Annotated in this window: 24 protein-coding genes; 9 read left to right on the top strand and 15 right to left on the bottom strand. The window is 68.8% G+C overall.

What is annotated here, in order from left to right:
• Window positions 1–45: 45 nt before the first annotated feature.
• The 3 genes from NVU01S_RS23755 to rsmI form a co-directional block, all read right to left on the bottom strand.
• Window positions 46–798, bottom strand: coding sequence for an isocitrate lyase/PEP mutase family protein (locus NVU01S_RS23755; protein ID WP_043671812.1), 753 nt, complete (start codon window positions 796–798; stop codon window positions 46–48).
• Between the two features lie 14 nt (window positions 799–812).
• Window positions 813–1745: an SMP-30/gluconolactonase/LRE family protein gene (locus NVU01S_RS23760; RefSeq protein WP_052280684.1), complete on the bottom strand. Its 933-nt coding sequence runs from the start codon at window positions 1743–1745 to the stop codon at window positions 813–815.
• A gap of 140 nt (window positions 1746–1885) precedes the next feature.
• A complete protein-coding gene (gene rsmI / locus NVU01S_RS23765; protein ID WP_043671818.1) occupies window positions 1886–2746 on the bottom strand; it encodes a 16S rRNA (cytidine(1402)-2'-O)-methyltransferase in 861 nt (286 codons plus the stop codon).
• A 228-nt stretch (window positions 2747–2974) separates the two neighbouring features.
• On the opposite strand from rsmI, the gene NVU01S_RS23770 reads away from it, so the two are divergent.
• Window positions 2975–4600: a dolichyl-phosphate-mannose--protein mannosyltransferase gene (locus NVU01S_RS23770; protein WP_043671962.1), complete on the top strand. Its 1626-nt coding sequence runs from the start codon at window positions 2975–2977 to the stop codon at window positions 4598–4600.
• A 6-nt stretch (window positions 4601–4606) separates the two neighbouring features.
• Here NVU01S_RS23770 and NVU01S_RS23775 read toward each other — a convergent pair whose 3' ends face one another.
• Together NVU01S_RS23775 and arcA are read right to left on the bottom strand one after the other, a co-directional pair.
• Complete coding sequence (locus tag NVU01S_RS23775; RefSeq protein ID WP_014988223.1) at window positions 4607–4966, bottom strand: GntR family transcriptional regulator; 360 nt, start codon at window positions 4964–4966, stop codon at window positions 4607–4609.
• A 7-nt stretch (window positions 4967–4973) separates the two neighbouring features.
• Window positions 4974–6272 (bottom strand): arginine deiminase, encoded by a 1299-nt coding sequence (gene arcA / locus NVU01S_RS23780; protein ID WP_226887162.1) that lies wholly within the window; start codon window positions 6270–6272, stop codon window positions 4974–4976.
• A gap of 240 nt (window positions 6273–6512) precedes the next feature.
• Between arcA and soxR the strand changes: the two genes are divergently transcribed.
• Complete coding sequence (soxR, locus tag NVU01S_RS23785; protein ID WP_029900455.1) at window positions 6513–6998, top strand: redox-sensitive transcriptional activator SoxR; 486 nt, start codon at window positions 6513–6515, stop codon at window positions 6996–6998.
• Here the strand turns inward: soxR and NVU01S_RS23790 are convergent.
• The 6 genes from NVU01S_RS23790 to NVU01S_RS23815 all read right to left on the bottom strand — a co-directional run bounded on the left by NVU01S_RS23790 (window position 6967) and on the right by NVU01S_RS23815 (window position 13634).
• The gene (locus NVU01S_RS23790; protein WP_043671821.1) at window positions 6967–7830 is read right to left on the bottom strand and encodes an SDR family oxidoreductase; all 864 of its coding nucleotides are present in this window, start codon (window positions 7828–7830) and stop codon (window positions 6967–6969) included. The genes soxR and NVU01S_RS23790 overlap by 32 nt on opposite strands.
• 70 nt (window positions 7831–7900) lie before the next feature.
• Entirely contained in the window at window positions 7901–9028 is a 1128-nt protein-coding gene (locus NVU01S_RS23795; protein WP_043671824.1) for a glycosyltransferase, read from the bottom strand.
• Window positions 9029–9115: 87 nt separating this feature from the next.
• Window positions 9116–10129, bottom strand: a complete 1014-nt coding sequence (locus NVU01S_RS23800) for a GAF domain-containing protein (RefSeq protein ID WP_043671827.1) — start codon at window positions 10127–10129, stop codon at window positions 9116–9118.
• Window positions 10126–11943: a putative bifunctional diguanylate cyclase/phosphodiesterase gene (locus tag NVU01S_RS23805; RefSeq protein ID WP_042258020.1), complete on the bottom strand. Its 1818-nt coding sequence runs from the start codon at window positions 11941–11943 to the stop codon at window positions 10126–10128. Before NVU01S_RS23805 ends, NVU01S_RS23800 begins: the two co-directional genes overlap by 4 nt.
• Window positions 11944–12721: 778 nt before the next feature.
• A complete protein-coding gene (locus NVU01S_RS23810) occupies window positions 12722–13156 on the bottom strand; it encodes an effector binding domain-containing protein (protein WP_043671830.1) in 435 nt (144 codons plus the stop codon).
• Between the two features lie 34 nt (window positions 13157–13190).
• A complete protein-coding gene (locus tag NVU01S_RS23815) occupies window positions 13191–13634 on the bottom strand; it encodes a GyrI-like domain-containing protein (protein ID WP_029900460.1) in 444 nt (147 codons plus the stop codon).
• Window positions 13635–13775: 141 nt separating this feature from the next.
• On the opposite strand from NVU01S_RS23815, the gene NVU01S_RS43540 reads away from it, so the two are divergent.
• The 5 genes from NVU01S_RS43540 (at window position 13776) to NVU01S_RS23835 (ending at window position 17351) form a co-directional block, all read left to right on the top strand.
• Window positions 13776–14024: a hypothetical protein gene (locus NVU01S_RS43540; protein WP_156161607.1), complete on the top strand. Its 249-nt coding sequence runs from the start codon at window positions 13776–13778 to the stop codon at window positions 14022–14024.
• The gene (locus NVU01S_RS23820) at window positions 14021–14740 is read left to right on the top strand and encodes a uracil-DNA glycosylase (protein ID WP_043671833.1); all 720 of its coding nucleotides are present in this window, start codon (window positions 14021–14023) and stop codon (window positions 14738–14740) included. Before NVU01S_RS43540 ends, NVU01S_RS23820 begins: the two co-directional genes overlap by 4 nt.
• Before the next feature lie 173 nt (window positions 14741–14913).
• On the top strand, window positions 14914–15231 hold the full coding sequence (locus tag NVU01S_RS23825) for a helix-turn-helix domain-containing protein (protein WP_043671836.1): 318 nt from the start codon (window positions 14914–14916) through the stop codon (window positions 15229–15231).
• A gap of 198 nt (window positions 15232–15429) precedes the next feature.
• Window positions 15430–16665, top strand: a complete 1236-nt coding sequence (locus NVU01S_RS23830) for a cation:proton antiporter (protein ID WP_043671839.1) — start codon at window positions 15430–15432, stop codon at window positions 16663–16665.
• Window positions 16662–17351, top strand: a complete 690-nt coding sequence (locus NVU01S_RS23835) for an HAD family hydrolase (RefSeq protein ID WP_052280686.1) — start codon at window positions 16662–16664, stop codon at window positions 17349–17351. The genes NVU01S_RS23830 and NVU01S_RS23835 overlap by 4 nt, the downstream gene beginning before the upstream one ends.
• A gap of 28 nt (window positions 17352–17379) precedes the next feature.
• Here the strand turns inward: NVU01S_RS23835 and NVU01S_RS23840 are convergent, their stop codons facing one another.
• Both NVU01S_RS23840 and NVU01S_RS23845 read right to left on the bottom strand, forming a co-directional pair.
• Window positions 17380–18606, bottom strand: a complete 1227-nt coding sequence (locus tag NVU01S_RS23840; RefSeq protein WP_043671842.1) for an epoxide hydrolase family protein — start codon at window positions 18604–18606, stop codon at window positions 17380–17382.
• Between the two features lie 34 nt (window positions 18607–18640).
• Window positions 18641–19072, bottom strand: coding sequence for a MarR family winged helix-turn-helix transcriptional regulator (locus NVU01S_RS23845; RefSeq protein WP_043671845.1), 432 nt, complete (start codon window positions 19070–19072; stop codon window positions 18641–18643).
• A gap of 110 nt (window positions 19073–19182) precedes the next feature.
• Here NVU01S_RS23845 and NVU01S_RS23850 point away from each other — a divergent pair, with 110 nt between their 5' ends.
• Both NVU01S_RS23850 and NVU01S_RS23855 read left to right on the top strand, forming a co-directional pair.
• Entirely contained in the window at window positions 19183–20238 is a 1056-nt protein-coding gene (locus tag NVU01S_RS23850; RefSeq protein ID WP_043671848.1) for an ABC-2 transporter permease, read from the top strand.
• A gap of 37 nt (window positions 20239–20275) precedes the next feature.
• Complete coding sequence (locus NVU01S_RS23855; RefSeq protein ID WP_043671851.1) at window positions 20276–20926, top strand: TetR/AcrR family transcriptional regulator; 651 nt, start codon at window positions 20276–20278, stop codon at window positions 20924–20926.
• Between the two features lie 6 nt (window positions 20927–20932).
• Here the strand turns inward: NVU01S_RS23855 and NVU01S_RS23860 are convergent, their stop codons facing one another.
• Together NVU01S_RS23860 and NVU01S_RS23865 are read right to left on the bottom strand one after the other, a co-directional pair.
• Entirely contained in the window at window positions 20933–22951 is a 2019-nt protein-coding gene (locus tag NVU01S_RS23860) for a CocE/NonD family hydrolase (RefSeq protein WP_052280687.1), read from the bottom strand.
• Between the two features lie 206 nt (window positions 22952–23157).
• A complete protein-coding gene (locus NVU01S_RS23865) occupies window positions 23158–24327 on the bottom strand; it encodes an alpha/beta hydrolase (RefSeq protein ID WP_043671856.1) in 1170 nt (389 codons plus the stop codon).
• Window positions 24328–24332 lie beyond the last annotated feature (5 nt).

Genomic DNA, 24332 nt, shown 5'->3' on the forward strand with positions numbered 1-24332 from the left:
GCCCGCCCGCCGACGAGTGGCCCGGGGCCACCCGTCGGCGACAGTTCACTTCCAGCGGGCGAGCAGCCGCTCGATCTCGGTGGTGAGGGCGCGCTGCAGGAACGGGCCGAAGCTGATCCGGGCCACACCCTGATCGGCGAGCACCGCCTTGTCCGACTTGTCGGGCAGCCCGACCATGCTGATCGGCAACGGCAATTCGCCGGTGAGCCTGCGCACGTCGGCGTCTTCGCGCGCGCCGGCCGGGAAGAGCACGTCGGCGCCCGCGGCGGCGGCCAGGCGCAGGCGTTCGATCGCCCGGTCCACCCGGTCGGACTCGTCGCCGTCGGCCCGGATGAACAGATCGGTCCTGGCGTTCACCACGACGTGCACACCGGCCGCGTCGGCGAACTGACGCAGGCCGTGCACGAGGTCGGCGTGCTCCTGCGGCGCGCGCAGCCGCCCGCCCTCGCTGTGCACCGTGTCCTCGATGTTGAGCCCGACGGCCCCGGCTTCGAGCAGGCCCTCGATCAGCTGGGCGGGCTCGAGACCGTAGCCCGATTCCAGGTCCACCGACACCGGCACCTCGACGGCCTCGGTGATCTGGCGGACGCGGGTGAGCGACTCGGCGAAGGTCATACCCTCACCGTCGCTGCGGCCGAGCGAGTCGGCGACCGGGTGGCTGCCCACCGTGAGCGCGGAAAATCCCGCGGCCACAGCCACTTTCGCGGACCACGCATCCCAGACGGTGGGCAGGACGGCCGGATCGCCGGGGCGGTGCAGCGCGAGAAATTCCTTGGCCTTGTTCTCGAGTGAAGTCATGGGACCATCTTCGCTCAGGGCGGGGTCAAGCGGGTGATCACGCCGGTGAAGCTGGTGACGTACAGCGCGCCCGGATCCCAGCCGGGGCCCGCGCCGAAGCGGGCCGAGGTGGCGAACGGGATGCCGTCGGCGACGACACAGGTCCGGGCGGTGTCGGGATCGATGCGCAGGACCCGTCCCGCCGCGTTCAAAGCCAGGTACACGGCGCCGTCTGGACCGACGGTCAGATCGTCGGCGGCATTGAGCGGGCCGAAGCCGGGCACGGTGATCCGGGCGGGCGTCGCGTCCGGCTGCGCCAGGTCGATCGCGGCCAGCGTGGTGACGGGCTCGAAGGTGGTGGAGACGAAGAGTGTGCGCCGCGTGCCGTCGTAGGCGAGGCCGTTCGTCGATGTCAGCTCGGCGACGAACGGCCGCGCGCCGGTGCCGTCCGCGTCGATCCTGATGAGTGTGTTCGGTGACCCGAGGTCCCGGCTCACCACGAAGCCGCCGTCAGGCAGCGCGGCCAGGCCGTTGGGCGCCGTCAGCCCGCGGGCCACGGTCGCGACGGTGCCCCGATCCAGGTCCAGCGCCTCGATCGTGCCGTCGGCTCGCCCGGCGAAACCGCTGCTCAACGAGCCGCCAGTGGTGAAATACGCGGTGGCGCCGGACACTACGATGCCGCCCGGGGAACTGGCCTGCGCCAATTCCGCGCGCGACCCGTCCGAACCCAGCCGGCGCAGCGCGCCACCCACGCCGGACGCGGGCACCTCGGACAGCAGCATCCCGCCGCGTCCGTCGAACGCCAGGTTCTCGAGGATGCCGTATCCGGATGCCACAGTCGATGACGTCCACCGCGCACACCCTTCGGCGGGGCCGTCCTCGGCGACTGCCGAGCCCGTGCCCGCGACCGTGGTGAGCGCGACGCCCACCGCGAGCACGCTGTTGACCAGAACACGGCGCATCGCCATCGAATCGTCCTCCCCTGCAACACCGTCTGTCGCGGCCCCAACCTAGCGCCCGGTGGACGAGCGGACCGGGAGAATCCGATCCCTTTGTCAGGCTGCCGGTTTCCGTGGCCGAGACCTGTCGGGTCGCACAACCGTGCCGGTCAGTCCGCGTCGTCGCGGCGGGCGGTCAGCACGGCGTCGTAGAGTTCGTTGCGGGAAACGTTGTGGTCGGCGGCGATTCGCGCGCAGGCGGCCTTGAGGCGCAGGCCGTCCGCGGTCAGCGCTTCGACCTCGGCGACCAGGTCGGCAGGATCGGCAGACTTCGGCTGCGCGCCCGCGAGCACGACGGTGATCTCACCGCGCGCGCCGTCGACGGCCCAGGCGGCGAGTTCGGCGAGGGTGCCCCGCACGACCTCCTCGTAGGTCTTGGTCAATTCCCGGCAGACCGCAGCGCGCCGGTCGGGGCCGAGCACCTCGACCGCGTCGGCCAGGCAGTCGGCGAGGCGATGCGGCGCCTCGAAGAAGACACAGGCTCGCGATTCGGCGGCCAAGGTGCGCAACCACTCTCGCCGCTGCCCGGATTTACGCGGCGCGAAACCGTCGAAGCAGAACCGCTCCACCGGCAGCGCGGACAGCGCCAAAGCCGTGGTGACCGCGGACGGTCCGGGCAGGCAGGTCACCGGTAGGTCGCGTTCGGCGCAGGCCGCGACCAGCCGGTAGCCGGGATCGCTGACCGACGGCATACCCGCGTCGGTGACCAGCAGCACCGTGCGTCCCGCCGCGATATCGCCGACCAGCGCCGGAATCCGCGCGGTCTCCACGTGATCGTAGAAGCTCACCACCCGGCCGGTGATCTCCACCCCGAGCGCCTTGGCCAGCGACTTGGTTCGCCTGGTGTCCTCCGCCGCGACGATGTCGGCCGACCCGAGCGCGTCGCGCAGGCGCTGCGACGCGTCCCCGATATCGCCCATCGGCGTCGCCGCGAGCACCAGCCTGCCCGCCCCAGTCGCCTCGTCCGCCACCGTTCTCCCGTCTCACGCGTCCGCCGAACACCGAACCCGAGCAGCCTAGCCACCCGTGGCGCGCCGCTCGAAGGCCCTTCGCCCGAAAGGTTCCCGGCGACCGCGCCGACCCCGGCCGTTCGGTATGTGATCGTGACCACGCGCCGGGTACCCGCGTGCTATGTGACCAACACAGCGGCGTACTCACCGATGCGGGACCTCGCGGGGCGCACAGCATACGATCGGGGCGTGACACAGGTGACCGACCAGCGCGCGACCGCACCGTTCGGGGCCGTGCCCTCCTGGTCGAGTCCCGCGCCACGGCGGCCGTCCCCCGATTTCGGGCCGACCGACACGCTGCGCGGCTGGGTGGTCACCGCGTTCCTCACCGCGATCGCCGCGGTCACCCGGTTCACCATGCTGAACTACCCGACCGACGCGGGCACCCCGGTCTTCGACGAGAAGCACTACGCACCGCAGGGCTGGCAGATGCTGACCGGCGGATGGGTCGAGGACAACCCCGGCTACGGGCTGGTGGTGCATCCGCCGATCGGCAAGCAGCTCATCGCGCTCGGCGAGGCGATGTTCGGCTACAACGGCTGGGGTTGGCGTTTCGCCTCCGCGGTGGCGGGCACCGTGCTCGTGCTGCTGGTGATCCGCATCGTCCGGCGGATGGCCAGATCGACCCTGATCGGCGCGATCGCGGGCATCCTGCTGATCGCCGACGGGCTCACCTTCGTCTCCTCGCGCATCGGCATGCTGGACATCTTTCTGGCACTGTTCGTCACCGCGGCCTTCGGCTGTCTGATCGTCGACCGGGACGAGGTGCGGGCCCGGATGGCCCGAGTGGACGCGGAGGGACGGATCGGGGTGACCCGGTGGGGCCCCCGGCTCGGCGTGCGCTGGTGGCGCTTCGGCGCGGGCGTCATGCTCGGCCTGGCCTGCGGGACGAAATGGTCCGGCGTCTATTTCATCGTGGCGTTCGGACTGCTCAGCGTCTGCTTCGATCTGACCGCCCGGCGCGCGTACGGCGTGCGTAGTCCCTGGTACGGCACCGCGATCAGGGATATCGGGCCCGCGCTGTACGCGCTGGTGCTGGTGCCGCTGGGGCTGTACCTGGCCAGCTACTGGGCCTGGTTCGCCAGCGAGACCGGAATCGATCGCTATATGGCGGGTAACCCGTCCGCACCGGCGGATCCGATCGGCACCGGCGGCTTCTGGTCGCATATCGTGCCCGACGCCCTGCGCTCGCTGTGGTACTTCAACGCCAGGGCCTTGGAATTCCATGAGGGCCTGACCAATTCGGCCGGCAATCACCACCCCTGGGAATCGAAGCCGTGGACCTGGCCGATGGGCTTGCGTCCGATGCTCTACTACTACGCCGACAACGGCGTCAGCGGTTGCGGGCAGACCCAGTGCGTCAAGGCGGTGATGCTCATCGGCACTCCCGCGATCTGGTGGCTCGCCCTCCCGATGATCGCGTGGCTGCTGTGGCGCAGCGTGGTCCGCCGGGACTGGCGCTACGCGGCGGTGCTCGTCGGTTACGGCGCGGCGCTGCTGCCCTGGTTCCTGACCCTGGACCGGCAGATGTACTACTTCTACGCGGTCGCCCTCGCGCCGTTCCTGGTGATGGGCATGGCCCTGGTGCTCGGCGACGTGCTGGGTCCGTCGCGGCGAATACCGGTGCCGCGCAGCCCCGTCGGCACCTACCTACCGGTGGCGCCCGACGAACGACACGCGCTCGGACTGCTCGCCGTCTGCCTGTACCTGGGCCTGGTGATCGCGAACTTCATCTGGCTGTGGCCGATCCTCACCGCACTGCCGATCACACCGGGCAACTGGCACGACCACCTGTGGCTACCCAGCTGGCGCTAGTCGCGCTCAACCTTCCAGCGCGGCCTGCACGTAGCGCAGCGCCGCCGCGTCATCGAGGCCCAGCCGGCGGACGGTGGCGACATAGGCCGTCGCCGCCCGCCCCGCGACATCGCGCGTCGGGTCGCCCGAGGAGGCGATGAAAGAGCCCTGCCTGCCCCGGGTTTCGACGACACCGTCGGCCTCGAGTTCGCGGTAGGCGCGCGCGACCGTGTTCGGCGCCAGGCCGAGTTGTGCGGCCAGCGCCCGGACGGTGGGGATCTTCGTGCCCGCGGTCAGCACGCCCGAGCGCACCTGGGCGATGATCCCCATGCGTAACTGCTCGTACGGCGCGACCGCCGACTCATGTGACACCGTGATATTGAACATTGCTCACTCACAAGTCATCCCGGGAAAGTGGACAGGACAGGCAGCGGGGTCCGCCGCGGCCGGAACCCAATTCGGAGCCGGGGATGCGCAGCACCTCGATGCCCGCGTCCTCCAGCCGCGCGTTGGTCATCTCGTTGCGCTCGTAGGCGGCCACCACGCCCGGCGCCAGCGCAAGCGTGTTGTTGCCGTCGTCCCACTGTTCGCGCTCCGCGGTGACGCCGTCCAACCCGGTGTCGATCACCCGGAGTTTGTCGATGCCCATCGCTTTGGCCGCCGCGACCAGGAACGGGTCCGGTCCGCTCATGCTGACCCGGCCGTCGCCGTTGCGCGCGCTGTAGTCCTCGTCGCGTTGAATGGTGAACGCGCACAACGAGTCACGCACCGCGGGGTACATCACCAGGGCGTCCTGGTCGACCATTGTGCAGACGGTGTCCAGATGCATGGTCGCCCGGTTCTGCGCGATCGGGACGACCAGCACCGTGTGTGCGAGATCGTCGTCGAACAGGCTGCGCGCCAACGCTTCCGCGCCCGCGGGCGTGGTGCGCTCGCCGACGCCGACCGCAACCACGCCGGGCCCGAGCAGCAGCACGTCGCCGCCCTCGATGGGGGCGGTGTGCGATTCGTAGGCGCGGCGCACGCCGAGGAAGCGGGGGTGGAAGGCGTAGATCAGGTCGGTCAGCGAGGTCTCCCGGATCCGGGCGGGCAGCGCGAGCGAGGTGATCGCGACGCGCGGGCCGACCCAGAACGACGAGTCCCTGGTGAACAGCAGATTGGGCAGCGGATCGATGACGAAGTCGGCGCCGTGGTGCATCCGCCGGACCAGCGACGTGGCGTCCGGGCCGAACGGCAGTTCGTCGAAGGTCATGCCGGCCATCAGGATGTTGGCCAGGTCCCTGGCCCGCACGCCGCGTAGGAAGGCGGCGAGCTGATCGGCCAGCGAGTGGCCGAGCCTGCGCGCGTCCACCGCGGCGGAGATGCCCTGGATGCGCGCGGCGCCGCTCACCGCGAGGGTTTCGGCGAGCAGGTCGGCCAGCAGCAGCACCTCTACCCCGCGTTCGCGCAGCACCCCGGTGAACGCGTCGTGCTCCTGCTGCGCGCGCTCCACCCAGGGGATGCCGTCGAACAGCAGCTGGTCGTTGTTGCGCGGGGTGAGCCTGCGCAATTCGTCGCCGGGCCGGTGCAGCAGCACCGTGCGCAGCGTGCCGACCTCGGAGGTCACCGTCAACCGCGAGCCGGGACCGTCCGGATCCAGCCCGTCCGCGTCCGAACCCTCTCCGTGCCGCGCGGGCACAGCGTCTGCTCCCATGCTCAGACCGTAGTTCGCCGCGGCCACAAGAGCACGTAATTCCGGCCTTCGTTGCGGTGTTGCCGCGTCCACAGCTAACCGGCGCCCGCGCCCACCGCCGCCGGCGTTAGTTGACGTATCCCCCTTATGACCAGGCCAGAAGCGGTTCGGACCAGGCGAACGGGAGGACATGCCGTTGTCCCGATTTCGCCCCAGGCACCCCTAACCTCAAGTATTGTTCAGGGGAATGGAGGAGCGTGAATGTCGACAGCCGATTGGCGGGCGAAGGAGCTGACCCCCGGGCAGCTTTCCGAGCGTAGCGGAGTAGCAGTGTCCGCGTTGCACTTCTACGAACGCGAAGGACTCATCAGCAGCCGCCGGACCAGCGGTAATCAACGCAGATACGCCCGCGAGACGCTGCGGCGCGTCGCCTTCATCCGCATTTCCCAACGGGTCGGCATCCCGCTCAGCGAAATTCGTGACGCCCTCGATCAGCTGCCGGAAGGCCGTAACCCCACCCGCCGGGACTGGGAGACCCTGTCCACCAACTGGCGCGCCGATCTCGACGACCGGATCACTCAGCTGATTCGGTTGCGCGACAACCTCACCGGCTGCATCGGTTGCGGCTGCCTGTCGCTCGGCAGCTGCAAACTGGTCAACGAACACGACCGGCTCGGCACCGAGGGGCCCGGCGCCCGCGTGCTCGATGTGCAGCTCAACTGCGCCGCGCGGCCAGCAACCGGGTGAATCGGGCGCTCGCGCGCCGCATCACGAATTCGTAGGGATACGCGAATTTCCGCGCCCACCAATAGCCGAACCGGATGTCGAAGGACGTGTAGATCAGGAACCGGTTGCGCGCCATACCGCGCAGGATCGCCTTGGCCACGTGCTCGGGCGCGACCGCGTGCTTGGTGAACGACGCGGTGAGGCGCTGGATGCGCGGTTCCTCCCGGTCGACGCCGACCAGTTCGACGCTGTGCACCAGCGGGGTGTCCACCGCGCCGGGCACCACCAGGTGCACCGCGATGCCGTGCTGATCCAGATCGAAGCGCAGCACCTCCGAGACGCCGCGGATGCCGTACTTGCCCGCGCTGTAGGCGGCGTGCCAGGGCAGCGCCAGCAGCCCGGCCGCCGAGGACACGTTGACCAACGCCCCGCCCTTGGCCGCGCGCACCATGGGCGGCACGAAGTTCTCGATCACGTGGATCGGGCCCATCAGATTGACCTCGACCATGCGCCGCCAATGCTGGTGTTCGAGGTTCTCCACGGTCCCCCAGGCCGAGGTGCCCGCGATGTTCATCACGATGTCGAGGCTGCCGTGCTCGGCGTGCACCTGTTCGGCGAAGGCGGTGACGGCGTCGTAGTCGGTGATGTCGAAGGCCTTCGCGACCAGCACGACCCCGCCCTCGCGTCGGATATCGGCCACCGTCGTGTCAAGCCCGCCTGCATCGATATCGGTGAGCACCAACTGTCCGCCCGCCGCCGCGGCGGCCTGCGCGGTGGCCCGGCCGATCCCGCTGGCAGCGCCCGTGATCAGCACTTTTGCGTCCCGCACCGTCCTGCGGCCCGATCGCCCCATACCTCGCACCACTGCGCATCCCCATCTCGAATTGCTCGAACCGGCTCACCGCAGGGTACTTGGACCGGGCTCAGCGGCCCAGTACGGCGAGCATTCCGGCCACCGCGCGCGGCCAGGTGTACTGCTCGGCGCGACTGCGCGCCGCCCTTCTACGACCCGCGGTCGGCATCGCCAGCACCTCGGTGACCGCCTGCGCGAACGCGGAGCCGCGGTCGGCCGCCACCGCGCCACACTCGGCGGTCACGATGTCGGCCAGCGCCGAGGAGCGGCTCGCCACCACCGGCGTGCCCGCCGCGAGCGCCTCCAGCGCGGCCAGGCCGAACGTCTCGTGCGGCCCCGGTGCCAGCGAGACATCCGCGGTGGCAAGCAGTTTCGCGACCTCGGTGCGTTCGGAGATGAACCCGGTGAAATGCACGGCGGGCAGCCCACCGGCCAGTGCGGGCAGCGCCCGCGCCCGGCGTTCCAGGGCCTCCCGGCGCGGCCCGTCGCCCGCGACCACCAGCCGCACCTCGGTGCCCGTCGCGCGCAGCGCCGCGACCGCCTCGATGCTGCGCTCCACCCGCTTCTCCACCGACAACCTGCCGCAGTGCACGAGCAGCGGATGTTCCGGCGCGCCCAGGTCGGCGCGCAGCCTGCCGTCGTGCCGGCGCGGACTGAACAGCTCCAGATCCACCCCGAGCGGCACCAGTTCGACATTCCGCGCCCCGATCCGCAAGAACTCCTCGCGGGCGAATTCGGTGGTGCAGACCACGATGTCGTAATCGGCGGCGGTGCGGCCGTTCGCCACGTCGGCGCAGCGCCGGGCCGCCGCGCGCGGCAGCACCTGACCGAGCAGCCGGTCGAGCCGTTCGTGCGAGATCATCACGCCCGCCACGTCCCGGCGCCGGGCCCAGCGACCGAAGCCACGCAGAGTCAGCCGGTCCGACACCTCGAGCACATCGGGGCGCAGCCCGGTCAGCACGTCGGCGACGCGCCGCGGATCGGCCGCCCGGTAGCCACCGGTCCAGGGAATAGCCAAGGCGGGCAACGTTATTCGGACCACGCCGGTGGGCAGCAGCTCTTCCGCGCGACGTGCACCCGGCACGATGAGCACCACCTCGTGGCCCGCCGCGACGTAGCCCTCACCGAGGTGATGCAACGCAGTGCGCAACCCACCCGAGCGCGGGCCGTAGAAGTTCGCAAGCTGAACTATGCGCACCTCGCTGATCGTGCAGCCAGTCGGGTTATCCTCGGAACCGATGCGCCCAACGCGGCATGAACAGCCGTGAAAGACCCGGCGAACCGGCTAGTTCGCCGATTCGTGCCAGACCCGGATCAACCCGTGCCCGAGCTGGACGGGTGGTACCGGCCAGAGCTCGGCCCGCACCGCGATCCAATCGGTGCCGTCGAAACGCACCCGTAGTTGCAAGGCGGTGGCGGTGGCGGCCGCGGACTCGGTCAGTGCGGCGCACGCGGCCCGGAATCGCACGCCGTCGTCCGGATGCAGGCTCGGGCGTTCGATCGCCCAGCGATCCAGCGGCGGCGCCGGCGCCGTGGTCCATTCGTAGATGAGGCCGGAGGACAGCGAGACGAAGCCGACGCCGTCGCCCGCGCGCCGCGACACGGCCCGCAGCATGGACATGTCGACATCGGGCCGGGCCGGCGCCGCGTCGGTGCATTCGTGCATCACCGCACGGATCCGGCGGGCCACCGGGTCGGCCCGCGTGACCATCTGGAAGGTGCGCACGCAGCCGTCGTCACCGATCATGTCGACCTCGCTCTGGTGCCGGCCGCGCAGCGCACTCACCATCTCGAAGTAGTCGATCCGTCCCGCGAAACGCACCATGCGGCCGAAGGCTTCGGGCGGCGTCCGGATCACCCGCACGTCGGCGGGCGCCCGCGCGAAGACCAATTCCTCCAAACCCGGCCCGTGGTGCGCCAATTCGGTGTCGGCCTGCCAGTCCCACGCGGCGACCCGCGGCTGTTCAGGCGGGCGCACGTCTTCGGGCGCCGCCCACACCTGCACGCCGTGCACCTCGTCGAACGCGCAGCGAATGGGCACACCGAGCACGAGCAGGCCCTCCGCGCAACGGGTTACAGCAATAGCGGTCTCGACGCACTCCTGCACCACCTCGGTGATGAGTTGCGGGGCAAGGGCATGCAGTTCCCGCCGGATCCGCAGCAGACTCCCCCAGTCCTTGACCTTCGCACCGTCGGCGACCAGCGTCGGCACCTCGAGCGCACCGTCGGCCATCCGCCCCAGGGTCTCGATCAGCAGCCAATCGTGTTCAGGGCGTTGATGGTCGGGCTCGCCGGTCATATGCCGGCCGCACCCCGGCTCGCTCGCGGGAGATCCAGATCGAGCGGGATGCGCCCCATCGCGAGATGCGCCTCCACCTCGTCGGCGGGCATCGGCCGTGCGATCAGAAAGCCTTGCGCCCGATAGCAACCGAGGCCGACCAGGGTGCGCGCAGCCACAGCCGTCTCGACTCCCTCGCCGACCACGCCGAGCCCGAACGAGCCGGCAAGCCCGATAATGGATTTCACGATGGCGAGGTCGTCGGTGCTGGCGCCGAGCCGCTGCACGAAACCGCGGTCGATCTTCACCGCGTCGACCGGCAGCGCCTTCAGGTGCGAGAGCGAGCTGTAGCCGGTGCCGAAATCGTCGATCGCGATCTGCACGCCCATGCGCTTGAGCCCGCGCAACGTCACCTGGGTGCGGGCCAGATCCTGCACGACCACGTGCTCGGTGATCTCGAGACAGATCGAGCTGCCGTCGATGCCGAACAGCCGCAGGATGTCCTCGATCCGTTCCACGAAGTCGAGGCTCACCAGCTGCACGGGCGAAACATTGATCCGCATCACGACATTCGCGGCCAGGCCGCGCCGGCGCCACTCGGCGAACTGCGCGCACGCCGACCTGATCACCCAGCGGCCGAGTTCGCCGGCCAGGTTGGTCGCTTCCGCCACGGTGACGAAAGCCGCGGGCGGCAGCAGACCCCTGGTCGGATGCATCCAGCGGACCAGCGCCTCGAGCGCGACCACCCGGCCGGTCCGCAGATCGACCTCGGGCTGATAGTGCAGCAGCAGCGAGCCGTCGGACACCGCGCCGCGCAGATTCAGCTCGACGTCGTCCTGCAGCTCGAACTGGGCGCGCATGGCGTCGGTGAAGACCGCGACACCGTTGCCGCCGCCGGATTTCGCCGACAACAGCGCGTGATCGGCGCGCCGCAGCACGTCCGCGACGGTCGTCTCCCCCGGAATGCCGACGGCCACACCGATACTCGCGGCGCGGCTCACCGATTCCCCGCCCACGGTCACTCGCCGCCCGATGAGCTGCTGGATCCGGGTGCCCTCCTCCTCGGCCGCGACCGCGTCCATCGGCTTGGCGGGCACGATGACGAACTCGTCGCCGCCGAGGCGCGCGATCATGTCGTCCGGATCGAGGTGCTCGCGCAGGCGCGAGGAGAGCGTGCGGATGAAGTTGTCGCCCGCGGTATGGCCGAGAAAGTCGTTGAGCGCCTTGAGCCGGTCCAGATCGAGGAAGAACGCCGCCACCGGTCCCGGACTGCCGGGCCGCAGCCGCTCGTCCATGTGCTCGAGCAGCGCACGCCGGTTCGCGAGGCCGGTCAGGTCGTCGTGCAGCGCGATGTAGCGCAGCCGCTCCTCGGCCACCACCCGGGCCTGCAATTGCGCGAACAGCGCGGCGATCGCCTTCAGCACGTTGAGTTCCCGGGTGCTCCACTCCCGATCGCCGGTCTTGATGAACCCGAGCACGCCGGTCGACTCCCCACGGGAGAGCAGCGGGACGGCGGCGGTGGTGACGACGGGGATGCCGGAGGCCCGTCGCATCGTCTCCTGATAGTCGGCGAACTCCGGCGTCGGCCGCGCGATCATCGGCTCGGTCGCGTGCTCGAACGCCCGGAACACCGGATCGGCGCCCTCGAAGTAGACGACCTCGAGCGGATCCGGATCGGGCACCTGCGGCCGATGCGGCCACTCCGCGATCAGCACCGAGGCCCGGCGTTCGCGATCGGTGTGCCGGACGTAGCTGAAGTCCACGTCGAAATACTCGACGAGTTGCGCGAGGACCCGTTCGGTCGCCTCGGCCATGGTCGTGGCGTCGACACCCATCAGCTCGGAGGCGACCTGGGTCACCAATGAGTCGAGCGTCCGCCGAGGCACCTTGTCTCCGATCACGCTATCCACGGGTGTCCACGCCCGGCACCGGACGCCGCCTGCTGTTCGCCGGGGCAGCGGCCGGATCGCTCAGGCATTGCACCAACGCCATGGTCTCATGCTCAGGTACTTCGAGTAGATCCGAGAAACGAAGCGACGCCAGTGTATCCACGGTATGCGGGAAACTCGTGGCCGGTGCGCTGGGGAGTCGCGCTTTTCGGCTGCTGTGTGCACCCATCGGCTCACCCCACCGTTCCGGGGTCGGTATCCCACGCTCCGCGACCACGCTGCCCGACTCGTATCGGCGCACCTTGCAATCCATCGGCAACTGCCCGACCAGCTCGATTATCCCACCAGACCGGATCGGCCCGGCGATGATCTTCCGAATCGAGACCCCACGGGAAATGGCCTGCAATCCCCCCGCTGAGACCGCCAGCAACCCGGGCCCGCGCGTGCGCGGCGCTCGCCTCGACAGCCATACCGTTCCTACTCCGTTGCTCCGCATCCGCACGCGGTCGTCGAACCGGGGTCGACATCTTCACCCGTAATTCTGCTTCTCGGACGAGTTTGCCTAGGGCAGTATCCGTCATCCGACCAGAATTGACCAGATGTCTGGTTAATCTTCCGAAAACTGGGCGCGAGCCCGTAAATCAGCCCTGGTCAGAACCCGTCTCACCGTCGAACAGCATAGCGTGTCGACCGGTCGGTTCTAGCACAGCTAACTTTCAGCAAGTTAAACCAGGATCGAGATGAACAGCTCCACCGAATCGTGGCCCTGCCAGATCTCGATCTCTTCCCGATAGGCGCGGGTGATCTCGGCCGAGGCCGTCGCATCGTCGACCTGGGCCCACACGTCCTCGACCGGATCGTGGTAATCCCCGTTCGGCGCGAAGCGGGCGTAGACGCCTTTCGGCACCCGGACCAGCACGTCGCCGATCGGCACCGCCTCGGGGTCGCGATAGTCGAAGCACACCACCGCGTTGTAGTTGCCCGCCGGATCCGGCACGTACACCGTGTACATCGGCCGGTCGGCGCCCTTGCGGTCGCGCAGCCGATCCTTCAAGAACTCGATCAGGTCACTGTTGCTGACCTTGAAACTCGGGCGCACCCGCGGCACCACCAGGCCGCCGTAGATCGCCTCACCACGCACCGCGATCGCGTAGGTCATGACCGCGCCTCGCCTGAACACATAATCGCCTCGATCATCGCGCGTCGACCGCCAGGTACAGCTCGATCTTGTACGCGTGCGGGTAACACTCGAAATCGCCGGTGTAGGTCCGTTTGATCTGGTTGTGTTCCTCGGCGTACGCGATCTGGGTCCAGAGGTCGGTCATCACCTGCGGGAAGTTACCGACCGAGGAGAACCGCGCATAGGTGCCGCGCGGCAGCCGGGCCACCAGATGGCCCCGGGTGACCTCGCCGAACGAGGCGCACTGGTAGCCGACGATCTGGGTGTTGTAGGTGCCGAGCTCGCCGGTGTAGTCGGTGTACGCGCTGGCCAGCGGCCCACCGAGCTCCTGATGCAGCACGGCCGCCCAAGCGGCCTCGAGATCGTGATCCCGCAGTTCTCCGAGCGCACGCTTGGGGCTGCGCACCGGCAACCCGGCAACCCACGTTTCGTCCCGCTCGACGATTTCAAACTGCATGGAAAGACTCTTTCGAGGTGAATCCGGGGGCGAAGCCCGCATCCGGTCGGTCAGAAAGGCCATGCTATCAACACAGACCGCGTGGTAACGATCACATGTCCGGGTCGTTATCCGTCCTCACCAACCCGCTGAACTGGACAGATGACCGGACAAAGCCGGAATCGAGGCCTTGGTTCACCGCCGGGAATCGACCCCGGACTTCCGGCGTGCCGCCAGGTCGCGGGCCTCGCCCTGATGCCGGAGACCTCGTCGGCGCTCGGCGACGACGACGCCCCGGAATTCGTCGGCGACTACGGTGGACGGTATGTCACGTCGGGAGTGCAGGACGTCGAGCCGGCCGACAACGGGCTGCCCACGCCTGGTGGTGCCATGGTCCGGGTGATCGGGTGACCGACGCCTATCGCAGCATCGCCGAGTTGGACGCCGCGGTCGCCGACTGTTTCGCCTGCCCACGGCTGGTGGCTTGGCGCGAGCAGGTGGCGCAGACCAAGCGGGCCGCGTTCCGAAACGAAACCTATTGGGGCCGCCCGGTTCCCGGCTTCGGCCCGGACGACGCCCGGCTGCTGCTGGTCGGTCTCGCGCCCGCCGCGCACGGCGGCAATCGGACCGGGCGGATGTTCACCGGTGACCGCAGCGGTGACGTGCTGTTCGCGGCGTTGCACGCGGTGGGCCTGGCCAATCAGCCGACGGCGATCCATCGCGACGACGGCTTGCGCCTGTCCGGTGTCCGCGTCACCGCGCCCGTGCACTGTGCGCCGCCGGACAACAAGCCGACCCCGGACGAGCGGGATCGCTGCCGGCACTGGCTCGCCACCGAATTCGCCTTGCTCGCACCGACCGTCCGCGCCGTTGTCGTGCTCGGCGGCTTCGGCTGGCAAGCCCTGCTCCCCGTCCTCGCCGAAGCCGGCTGGACCATCCCCCGCCCCCGCCCCACATTCGGCCACGGCGCCCACTACCTCCTCACCCCCGCCACCCCAGCCCGCTCCCCGCTCCACCTCTTCGGCTGCTACCACGTAAGCCAGCAGAACACCTTCACCGGCCGCCTCACCCCCACCATGGTCGAAGAAGTCCTCACCGCCGCCAAATCCGCCGCCGACCTCGAATAGGCGCCTTCGCCCGTTCTCGACCTGCCGAAAACTACACCGGCGAGTATAGTGATTCCTATACTCGTCGAGGTGACAGACTCTGGTTGGGACATCTATTTCCTCTCGGCGCTCTTTCAGGTAGGTCTCATAGCGGTGTTCTGCCAGTGGAATTGCCGATCGATGGAGAACCCGCGATGACCGGATACTCACGCTGGCAAGACATCCGGACCGAGTTCGTCGATCGGGCCGGCGGCGAAGACACCGTCGCCATCGGCAAAGAGGAACTGCTCGCGGAAATGATCGGGCACCGACTGGCCGAGATCCGCCGTTCCCGCGGGCTGACACAGCAACAGATCGCGGCACGGATGGGCGTCACCAAAGGACGGATCTCCCAGATCGAACGCGGACAGATCGCGGGCTACGAACTACTGGCCCGCTACGCCGCGGCACTCGGCGGACGGCTGCGCCAGTCGATTCAGTTCGACGACGGTGAAGTGGCCGCCATCGCTTGATCCCGTTCCATGACGCCGGTCGAATGAGCACCAGCCTAGGAGCTTTAGCCGACTGGCTGGTCGCGCTGCAGACGTTGCCTGCGAGTGGACGGGGAATGGGGAGTCCGGCGTTTAGGGTGGGGGCGGGGCGGCGGTTGTCGGGTGGGCCGTGGCGGAGGAACGGGGGCGGCGTGGACGCCCGGAGCGGACGGAGCGGGCATGCCGAGTGATCAAATGGTGTTCTTGCTGGTGGATCTGGTGCTCATCGCGGTGGCGGCGCGGGTGCTCGGGCGGTTGGCCGAGCGGCTGGGGCAGCCTGCAGTGATCGGTGAGATCACGGCGGGGATCATCGCCGGGCCGACCATTCTGGGAGCACACCTGTCCGGGATCGTGTTTCCACACGATATCCGTTCCTACATAGCCGCTTTCGCGAACGTCGGCGTCATGATCTTCATGTTCCTGGCCGGGTTGGAGATCGATCGCGGGTCGTTCGACGGCAACCGGCGCGTGGTGGCGAGCGTCTCGCTGTCGGCCTACTTCGTGCCGTTCCTGCTGGGATGCGCTGTCGCGCTGACCGTGCTGCCCCGGCACCACGACGGCAGCCGGCTCGTGTTCGCCCTGTTCGTCGGCTGCTCGCTCGCGGTCACCGCGTTCCCCGTGCTGGCCCGCATCCTGTTCGACCGGGGCATGATGGGCACCCGCATCGGGCAGCTCAGCCTCGCCAGTGCCGCGATCGACGACATCCTGGCGTGGACGGTGCTGGCGTTCGTGATCGGCATGGCCAAACCGGGCGCCGGGCAGCAGTGGCGGCTGCTGCTGTTCATCCCGCTGGTCGCCGCGATCTGGTGGATCGTGCGACCGCTGCTCACCCGGGTCTCGAATTCCAGTGCGGCGAACCGCAACAACATGATGGTGTTCCTGGCCGTCTCCGGCGCACTGCTTTTCGGCGCGGCCACCGAATGGATCGGCCTGCACCTGATCTTCGGCGCCTTCCTCTTCGGGGTGATCTTCCCGCGCACGCACCGGCCGGTCGTGGAATCCGGTGCCCAACTGTTGAGTTCGGTCTTCCTGCCCGCCTTCTTCGTCATCGCGGGACTCCAGGTGGATCTGGGCTCGCTCGACAAGGCGGGTATCGCCGAACTGCTGGTCATCCTGCTCGCCGCACTGGCCGGGAAACTCGGTGGCACCTACGCCGCCGCCCGGTTCACCGGGATAGACCGGCGTTCGGCCGCCGGGCTGGCCAGCCTGATGAACACCAGGGGGCTCACCGAATTGATCATCCTCACCATCGGGTTGAGCACCGGGCTCATCGGCGTGCAGCTGTATTCGATCCTCGTGGTGATGGCGCTGGTGACGACCGCGATGACCGCCCCACTGCTGCGTCTGTTCGGCGTGGCCGGCAGGCCGGCCGAGCCCGCGCCGGCGACCGGGGATGGGGTACGGTCCGCGTCATGACCGGTCGACCATCGGAAACCACGGCACCACAGGACATCTCGGCGGCCCGGGTACCCGCCGCCTTCGTCGACGTGGATGAAACCCTGGTCCGCGAGATCACCTTCCTCTCCCTGTTCACCTTCGACGCCGAACGCCGCGCCGATATCGACGGCCCGGCCACGCTCCGCGAGTTCTTTGCACTGCGCGAGCAGGGCATGGGGCGCGCCGAATCCCATCGCTGGTTCTACCGGCTCTGGGCGGGGCGCTCGGTCGCGGAGGTCCACGACATCGGCCGAGAGTGGTTCACTGCACGGCTCACGACCTCAGAATTCTTCAATCCCGCAGTGCGGCAACGTCTTCAACTGCTGGCCACGACCGGTACCCGCATTGTCCTGGTATCCGGCTCGTTCGACGCTGCGCTGCGCCCGATCGCGGCGGCGATCAGCGCCGACGAGATCCTGTGCACCACCCTGGCCGTCGAGAACGGTTGCTACACCGGAGAAGTCACCGCCACCATGGTCGGCGACGACAAATCGGCCGCGTTGCACGCCTATGCGGCGCGCGCGCAGCTCGACCTGTCGGCCTGCGCCGCCTTCGGCGATCACCATTCCGACGCCGCCATGTTCGACCTGGTCGCCCATCCGGTGATCGTCGGCGACCGGGACCGCTCGCTCGACGACTATCCGGCCGAACGACTCCCCGGCTGAACAGCGTTCCAGCGCAACGGCTTCGGCCTCAGCGCCGGCCGCGGAAGGTGCGGCGCAGGTCCGCGACCCACGCGTCCGGCACCTCCCACGGGATGAAGTGCCCGCCCTCGTCGTGCGCCGTCAGGTTGACGTGGTTGTACCACTCGGCCCGATCGCTGGCGAGCCAGCTCTGCACCCGCTGCTCGGCGGTGGTGACACCGGGCGGGTTTTCATGCCCGACGAAGGTGATGCCGGTGGGAGCCTCGACGACCGGGACGCGGTCGTGGTCAGGTTCCCACGGGTAGCGATTCGCGTTGGCGTAGTAGCGGATCGAGGTGCCGATGGCATTGTTCACCCAGAAGATCATGGCGTGGGTGAGCAGGTCGTCCTTACTGAAGACCTGTTCCACGTCGCCGTCGTTGGCGCTCCAGGTGACCCAGCGTTGCAGGATCCAGGCGAGCAGGCCGGCGGGCGAATCGGTGAGACCGTAGGCGAGTGTGCTCGGTTGCAGCAGATGGGCCGCGAGGTGCACCGCGAAACGACGCTCCAGCGAGAGCAACTGCCGGTAGGCGGGCTCGGGCAGTCCTTCCGGAATCGGTTGCCCGCCACTGAGATCCCAGGCCCGGTCGCCGCTGAACAGGGTGAGCTTCTGCCCGGAGCCGATATGGATGCCGTGCAGTTCGGCGGCATATTTGTGGCCGAGCTGACCGGTGACGAGCGCGCCGACATCACACCCGGCGGCCGCGTACTTCCGGTGGCCGAGCGTCTCGGTCATCAGGGTGTGCCAGAGGTCGGCCACCTTCCAGAAGTTCATGTCGGGATGTTTCGGCAGCGGCGTGGAGAAGCCGAAACCGGGCAGCGACGGCACGATGACGTCGAACGCGTCGGCCGGATCGCCACCGAACGCCACGGGATCGGCCAGCGGATCGATCACTTTGGCCCAGTGCCAGAAGGTCCACGGCCAGCCGTGGGTGAGGATCAGCGGCGTCGGCGCGGGACCGACGCCGGGCTTGCGCAGGAAATGGATCGGCACGCCGTCGATCTCGACCCGATAGTGCTGGTAGGCGTTGATCGCGGCTTCGGCTTTGCGCCAGTCGAATTCGTCGATCCAGTACTCGACGAGTCCCTGCAGGTAGCGGCGGTTGACGCCGTAGCTCCAGTCGTCGTTGTTCCCGTCGTCGGGCCAGCGGGTGAGCCGCAGCCGGGTTTCGAGATCGGCCAGTACGTCGTCGGCGACGTGGATCGGCGTGGGGGTCAGCGGGAACGGGTCGGTCATGAGATTCCTTCCGGGACAGGCACAGCGGCGATCACTATGCGTCCATGAGCACGGCCAGCCGTTCGAGTGCGGGCAGCGCGGCGGCGATGGCGCGGCGTTCTTCCGCGGACAGCTCCTCGGCCAGTTCGGCGAGGCGGCGGACACGTTCCTGATGCCGGGTCTGCACGATCCGCGCGCCGTCGGCGGTGACCGCCACGAGGGTCGCCCGGCCGTCGGCCGGGTCCGGTGTCCGCCGGACCAGCCCGTCGCGTTCCAGCCGCTGTACGAGCTGGGTGATGGCGGGCTGGGTGATCTGCTCGGTCTCCTTCAACGCGGTCAGCCGCAGCGGCCCCTTGTGCGCCAGCGTGTGCAGCACCGAGAGCGTGGTGAACGTGTGTTTCTCCGCGGTGGGCAGCCGGATGGACCGGCGGGTGAACTCGCCCATCACGCGGGCGAGGTTGTCGGCCAGTTCCACCAGGGCACCCATAGTCGGAAATGTATCACTGATTTATTTAAGCTGCTTATGCAATATCGGAATGACTTGCCGACACTCCCGAGGTCAGCGGCGGCGCCGTCGGCGCGACCTACTGTGCAGGAATGGCTAACCAGCACGGCCAGCACGAGCGGCGGCGAACGGCGAGCGAGTGGTGGGCGATGGTGCGCGCCTCGCCCTTCCTGCCCGCGATCGTGCTGGTGCTGCTGGTCGGGGCCGCGGCCGGGCTCTTCGCCGGGTCCTACACCTACGCGCTGGCCAATCCCACGCCCCGCTACATCCCGATCGCCGTGGTCGGTTCCCAGCAGGACGCACCGATGCACGAATTCCTCGCCGAGCTGCAGCGCGCCGTGGACGATTCGCTGGACCCGCACGGCTACGCCACCGTCGCGGCGGCCCGCTCGGACGTCGAGGAGCAGCAGGTCTTCGGCGTCCTCACGCCGCGACCCGGCGGCCTCGCGCTCGAGGTCTCGGGCGCTTCGGGGCAGTCGGTGGCGCAGCTGCTGAGCGAGGCCGCCGCGACCGCGGGCGCCGCGGCGCGGATTCGGGTCGACGTGACCGATATCGTGCCGCTGCAGCGGGGCGATCCGCGCGGGTTGGCCATCTTCTACATCTCGCTCGCCGCGGTGATCATCGGGTTCATCGGCGCGACGCAGTTCAGCGTGCACGCCGCCGCGCTCACCCCCGCCGAACGGATCGGCTTCACCGCCGCCTACTCCCTCGTCGGTGGCTTCGCCATCGCGGCGATCGTGGACTGGGTGCTCGGCGCGCTGCGGCTGCCGTTCCTGGCGTCGTGCGGCATTCTCTCGTTGACGATGTTCACCTCCGGGATGGTGTTCACCATGTTCAACACCCTGGTCGGCCGCTGGGCGATCCTGCCGACCTGGGGTCTGATGGTGCTGCTCGGCAATCCGTCCTCCGGCGGCGCGGTCTCCTGGCCACTGCTGCCGTCGCTGCTCGGCCATATCGGCCGCTGGCTGCCGCCCGGCGCCTCGGTGAACGCCCAGCACACCGCGGTGTATTTCCCTGCGCACCAGCACCTTTTCCCGTTCCTGGTGCTCGCGGGCTGGGCGTTCGTCGCGTGCGCGGTGTTCTGGATCTGGCGCGGCCGCCACCCCGGCGGCCGTTCCCTGGTCAGTGCGCACACCGCCGGAAGATAGCTGCGCGTCCGGCCACCGTGGCAGAATTGAACCCACTATGACTGTCCTGACCAGCGCTGTTCCCGATCGGCTACCGCGCGGCCCGCACCGGCTGAGCCGCGACGAGGTGGTCACCTCGCAGCGGGATCGGTTGTGCATCGCCGCGTTGGAGGCGATCGCGGAACAGGGCTACGGGCCGACCACGATCGCCGATATCGTGCGCCGCGCCAAGGTGGCCCGGCGCACGTTCTACGGCCTGTTCGACAGCAAAGAGGAATGCTTCACCGCCGCATTCGATTTCGTCGTCGAGGTGGTGGCGCGTGAACTCGACCGGGTGGTCGCCGAGTCCGGCGCCCGTGGCTTCCGCGACCTGGTGCGCAGCACCCTCGCCGCCTACCTCGACTTCCTCGCGGCCGAGCCCGCGGCGGCCCGCGCGTTGCATGTCGAAACCCTGGCCGCCGGCCCGGGACTCACCGCGCACCGGGCCGGCGTGCAGCGGATGTTCGCGTATCGCATGCTCGCCGCGGCGCGGATCGGCGTGCGTGACGGCGATCTCGCGGCCGCGCCCGACCCGCAGCTGGTCGACGTACTGACCGGCGGCATCGACGATCGGGTGCGCGCCACCCTCATCGAATCCGGCCCGCAGGCCCTCCCCGCGCTGGCGCCGGTACTGAACCGAGCGGCCCTGGCGCTGCTGGGATCCGGCTGAGCACGCTCACCAACCGGTGTCGCCCGCGACCGGAATGTTCACCCAGCTGGGCTCGTTCGGGTCGAGCTGCAGGTGCTGCGGCTTCAGCTCGCTCTCGTTGAGCAACGGACGCAACGGAATACTGCTCGGGAAGTTGCCCGCGAACACGTCGACGCGCAGCCGGTGACCCGGTTGCAGCACGCCGTCGGTGGCGAAGACGCCGAGGTCGACCACGGTCGGTTGCCCGGGCACGATCGGGCGGCGGCTGTCCAGGGTGAGGATCGGATACGGGTCGGTGTAGTCGCCGTTGGGCGAGCGGGTGGATTTCGCGTCGTCCACCGCACGCAACGACGCGGTGCGCTGACCGGTGCTCCACACCGTCGAACGACCGTCGGGCGCAACGTCGTTCACCGTCACGGTCCAGTAGCCGTCGGTGGCGTCGAGCACCGTGTTGAGATGCACGGCGATCGGGCCGGAGATCTGCGTCGCCTGGCGCACCGGCGCGGTCGTGAACGTCAGCGCGTTCGTCTCGCTGACCCGCGCGTCCTTCGTGCAGATGTCGAAGGCGGCGATGATGCCCGCCGTACCGTGCGCCGCGTCGCGGGAGCACAGGGTGGACAGGCCCGGCGCGATGGTCACGCGCGCGGGGCCGCCCGGTGCGGCGGTGAGACTGCCGTCGTAGGCGCTGCCGGGCGCGGTGCCCGAGGACGCCGCGTCCAGATACATCCGGCGGTAATCCATTCCGGGACGCGGGAACGATGGTGCGGTGGTCCAGCCGCCGCCCTGCTGCCACAGGTGCACCTGGTCGTATCCGTCGATGCCGTTGTCGATGCCCTTGAGCCACTTGTCGAACCAGGCCCGCTGCAGCACGTCCAACGCCGGCGGCGCACCCGGAAGTCCCAGGCCCGCACCGGTGGTCACGTGGTAGGTGTCCCCCATGACGAGCTTCTTCTGGTCGTCCGGCACATTCACCGCATTGAAGATGCGCGGCGAGGAGTAGGTGAAGATGTCGTGCCAGCCGCCGTAGACGAAGGTCGGCACGGTGATCCGCTCCGGGTGCCCGATCCAGGCGGTGCGCAGCGCACTGTCCTCGTCGAGGATGGCCCGCATCTCCGGCTTGATCTGGTCGATGCTCGGTGTCGCCAGCGCTTCGATGATGAGGTTGAAGAAGGTGAACGGATCGCGGACCCGATCGGCCAGCCAGGTCCAGTCGAACTTGCCGCCGATGATGGAGACCAGGTCGGGAATCAGCTTGGTGCCGTCGACCGCGAGCAGCCACTCGGGGATGAACCCGATGCCGAGTGCCCCACCGGGCGCGGCGACATCGCGGATGAGGTCACTACCGGGCACGATCGGGAAGATCGCGCGCAGGGCCGCCGGTTGCCGTTCGGCCGTGTGCAATTGGTTGATCGCGGAGTACGAGATGCCGCTCATACCGATCTTGCCGTTGGACCACGGCTGGGCGGCGGCCCAGTCCACGACCTCCGCGCCGTCCTGCTGTTCCCGATCGCCGAAGACCTGCCACATACCCTGGGAGAAGCCGGTCCCGCGCACGTCGACGACCACCTGGGTGTAGCCGCTCTGCACGAGCTTGCGGTCCACGCCGAACGTTCGCGCGGCACCGCCGGGCAACGCCCGCATGAGATCGCTGAGACCGCTCATGCCGTAGGCCGAAAGGTCGAAACCCTGCAGAATGCGCAGCAGCGGTTCACCGAGACCGGGCACCGCCAGCGCCGAATCCGCGATATTCGCAATGAGTTTCGTGTACGGCGTGAGATTGACAATGGTCGGCATCGGTTCGGCCACCGGTTGCCCCGACGCGTCCGCGGGCCGGTACACATTGCCTTTCAGCACGGTGCCGTCACTCATGGTGATCGGCACGTCCCAGTCGATATAGACGTTCGGATATTGTTGCGGGCCTTGATGAGTCGCGATGAATTGCGCGTCGAGCGAAGCACTGTCCGCGGCCGCCGACCCGGAGGTGAGCGAGACGGCCACCCCCGCGATCACCGTGCCTGCGGTGACGATGGCGGCCAGGAACCTCATCCGACGTCGGCGTCTGATCATCCTTTGCGAACCCTCCCACAGTGGGGAACTACTTCGTTCCCCTCAACGAGGGGTTACAGTAACGTCCGTCACTGCGACGCACAATGGTGACCGGGAGCACTTCCCGACATGTGGACACACACCCCGATGTTCAACTCGCCGACACCAATTCCACACCCGCGTCGGCTATTTCCGGACGCGTGCGCTCAGGGTGCCGGGAAATGCTCGGCCAGGAATGCGGCGAAGGTGTGCCGGGAAATCTGCGAACCCCAATCTCCCCAGCTGAAATCGAAGATGTGCTCGCCATAAGGCACTGCGATCAAACGATTTTCGACGCCGACCCGGCGCAACCGCTCGGCCAGTTCGGCCGAGCCCCGGTACGGCGCAACGTGATCCCTGGTGCCGTGCATGATCAAGGTCGGCGGCACATTGGGCCGCACGTAGGTGACCGGCGAGGCGGCCTTGTACCGATCCGGGAATTGCTCCGGGCTGCCGCCGGTGTAGTCCGTGAGGAAGGTGTGCATCCGCGCGGGCAGTCCGCTGTCCCGCCACGCCTCCACCAGATCCGGAATCGGATAGAAGACCGCGACCGCCGCGACCGCGGTATCGGTGACCGCGCAGCTGGGCGGCACTCGGTCGTCGGCGTAGGCGCCCATCAATGCCAGGTTGCCGCCTGCCGAGCCGCCCGCGATCATGACGCGCTGCGGGTCGATGCCGTAGGTCTGCGCCTGCTGTTTGATCCAGCCCACGGCGCACTTCACGTCCGCGGGCGCCTGATTCCAGGTGGCCGGCGGGGCCAGCCGGTAGTCGATGGCGAAGACGGCGTAGCCCTTGTCGTTGAGCCACCGGTGCCATTTCGGCGCTTCGCCGCGATCGCCGTGCGCCCAGCCACCACCGTGCACCCAGACCACGGCCGGCCGTGGTTGCACCGGTGTCCCGGCGGGCAACTTCACGTCGAGTTTCAGATCCTGGCCCTCGATGGTGTGGAAGACGGTGCTCAGTTCGTCCACGGGTGCGCCGACGTTCGCGCCCCCGGTGAAGTACTCGCCGAAGGACAGTTTCGCGTCATGGCGCACCGCGGTCCCCCACGACGCCGCCAGCGGAAATCCCGAGGCCACTACGCCGAGCAGGCAGACCAGGCCGGTCACCGCCGCCGCGCGGCGCACCCCGACACGGCTGCGCGGCGCGAAGGCGATCAGCGACAGCACGAACCCGGCAACGCCCAGTGGGATCAGGTACAGGCCGTAGTCGCTCACCACGTGCGTCAGCGCCACGAAGGGCGCGGGAATCCGCACGGCGATGATCACGTACGCGAACAACATCAGCAACCCGGCCACCACCGCGGCCAGCGCCGTCATGATCCACCGAATGACCATTCGAT

The sequence above is a fragment of the Nocardia vulneris genome, assembly GCF_001613425.1.
Lineage (GTDB): Bacteria > Actinomycetota > Actinomycetes > Mycobacteriales > Mycobacteriaceae > Nocardia > Nocardia vulneris.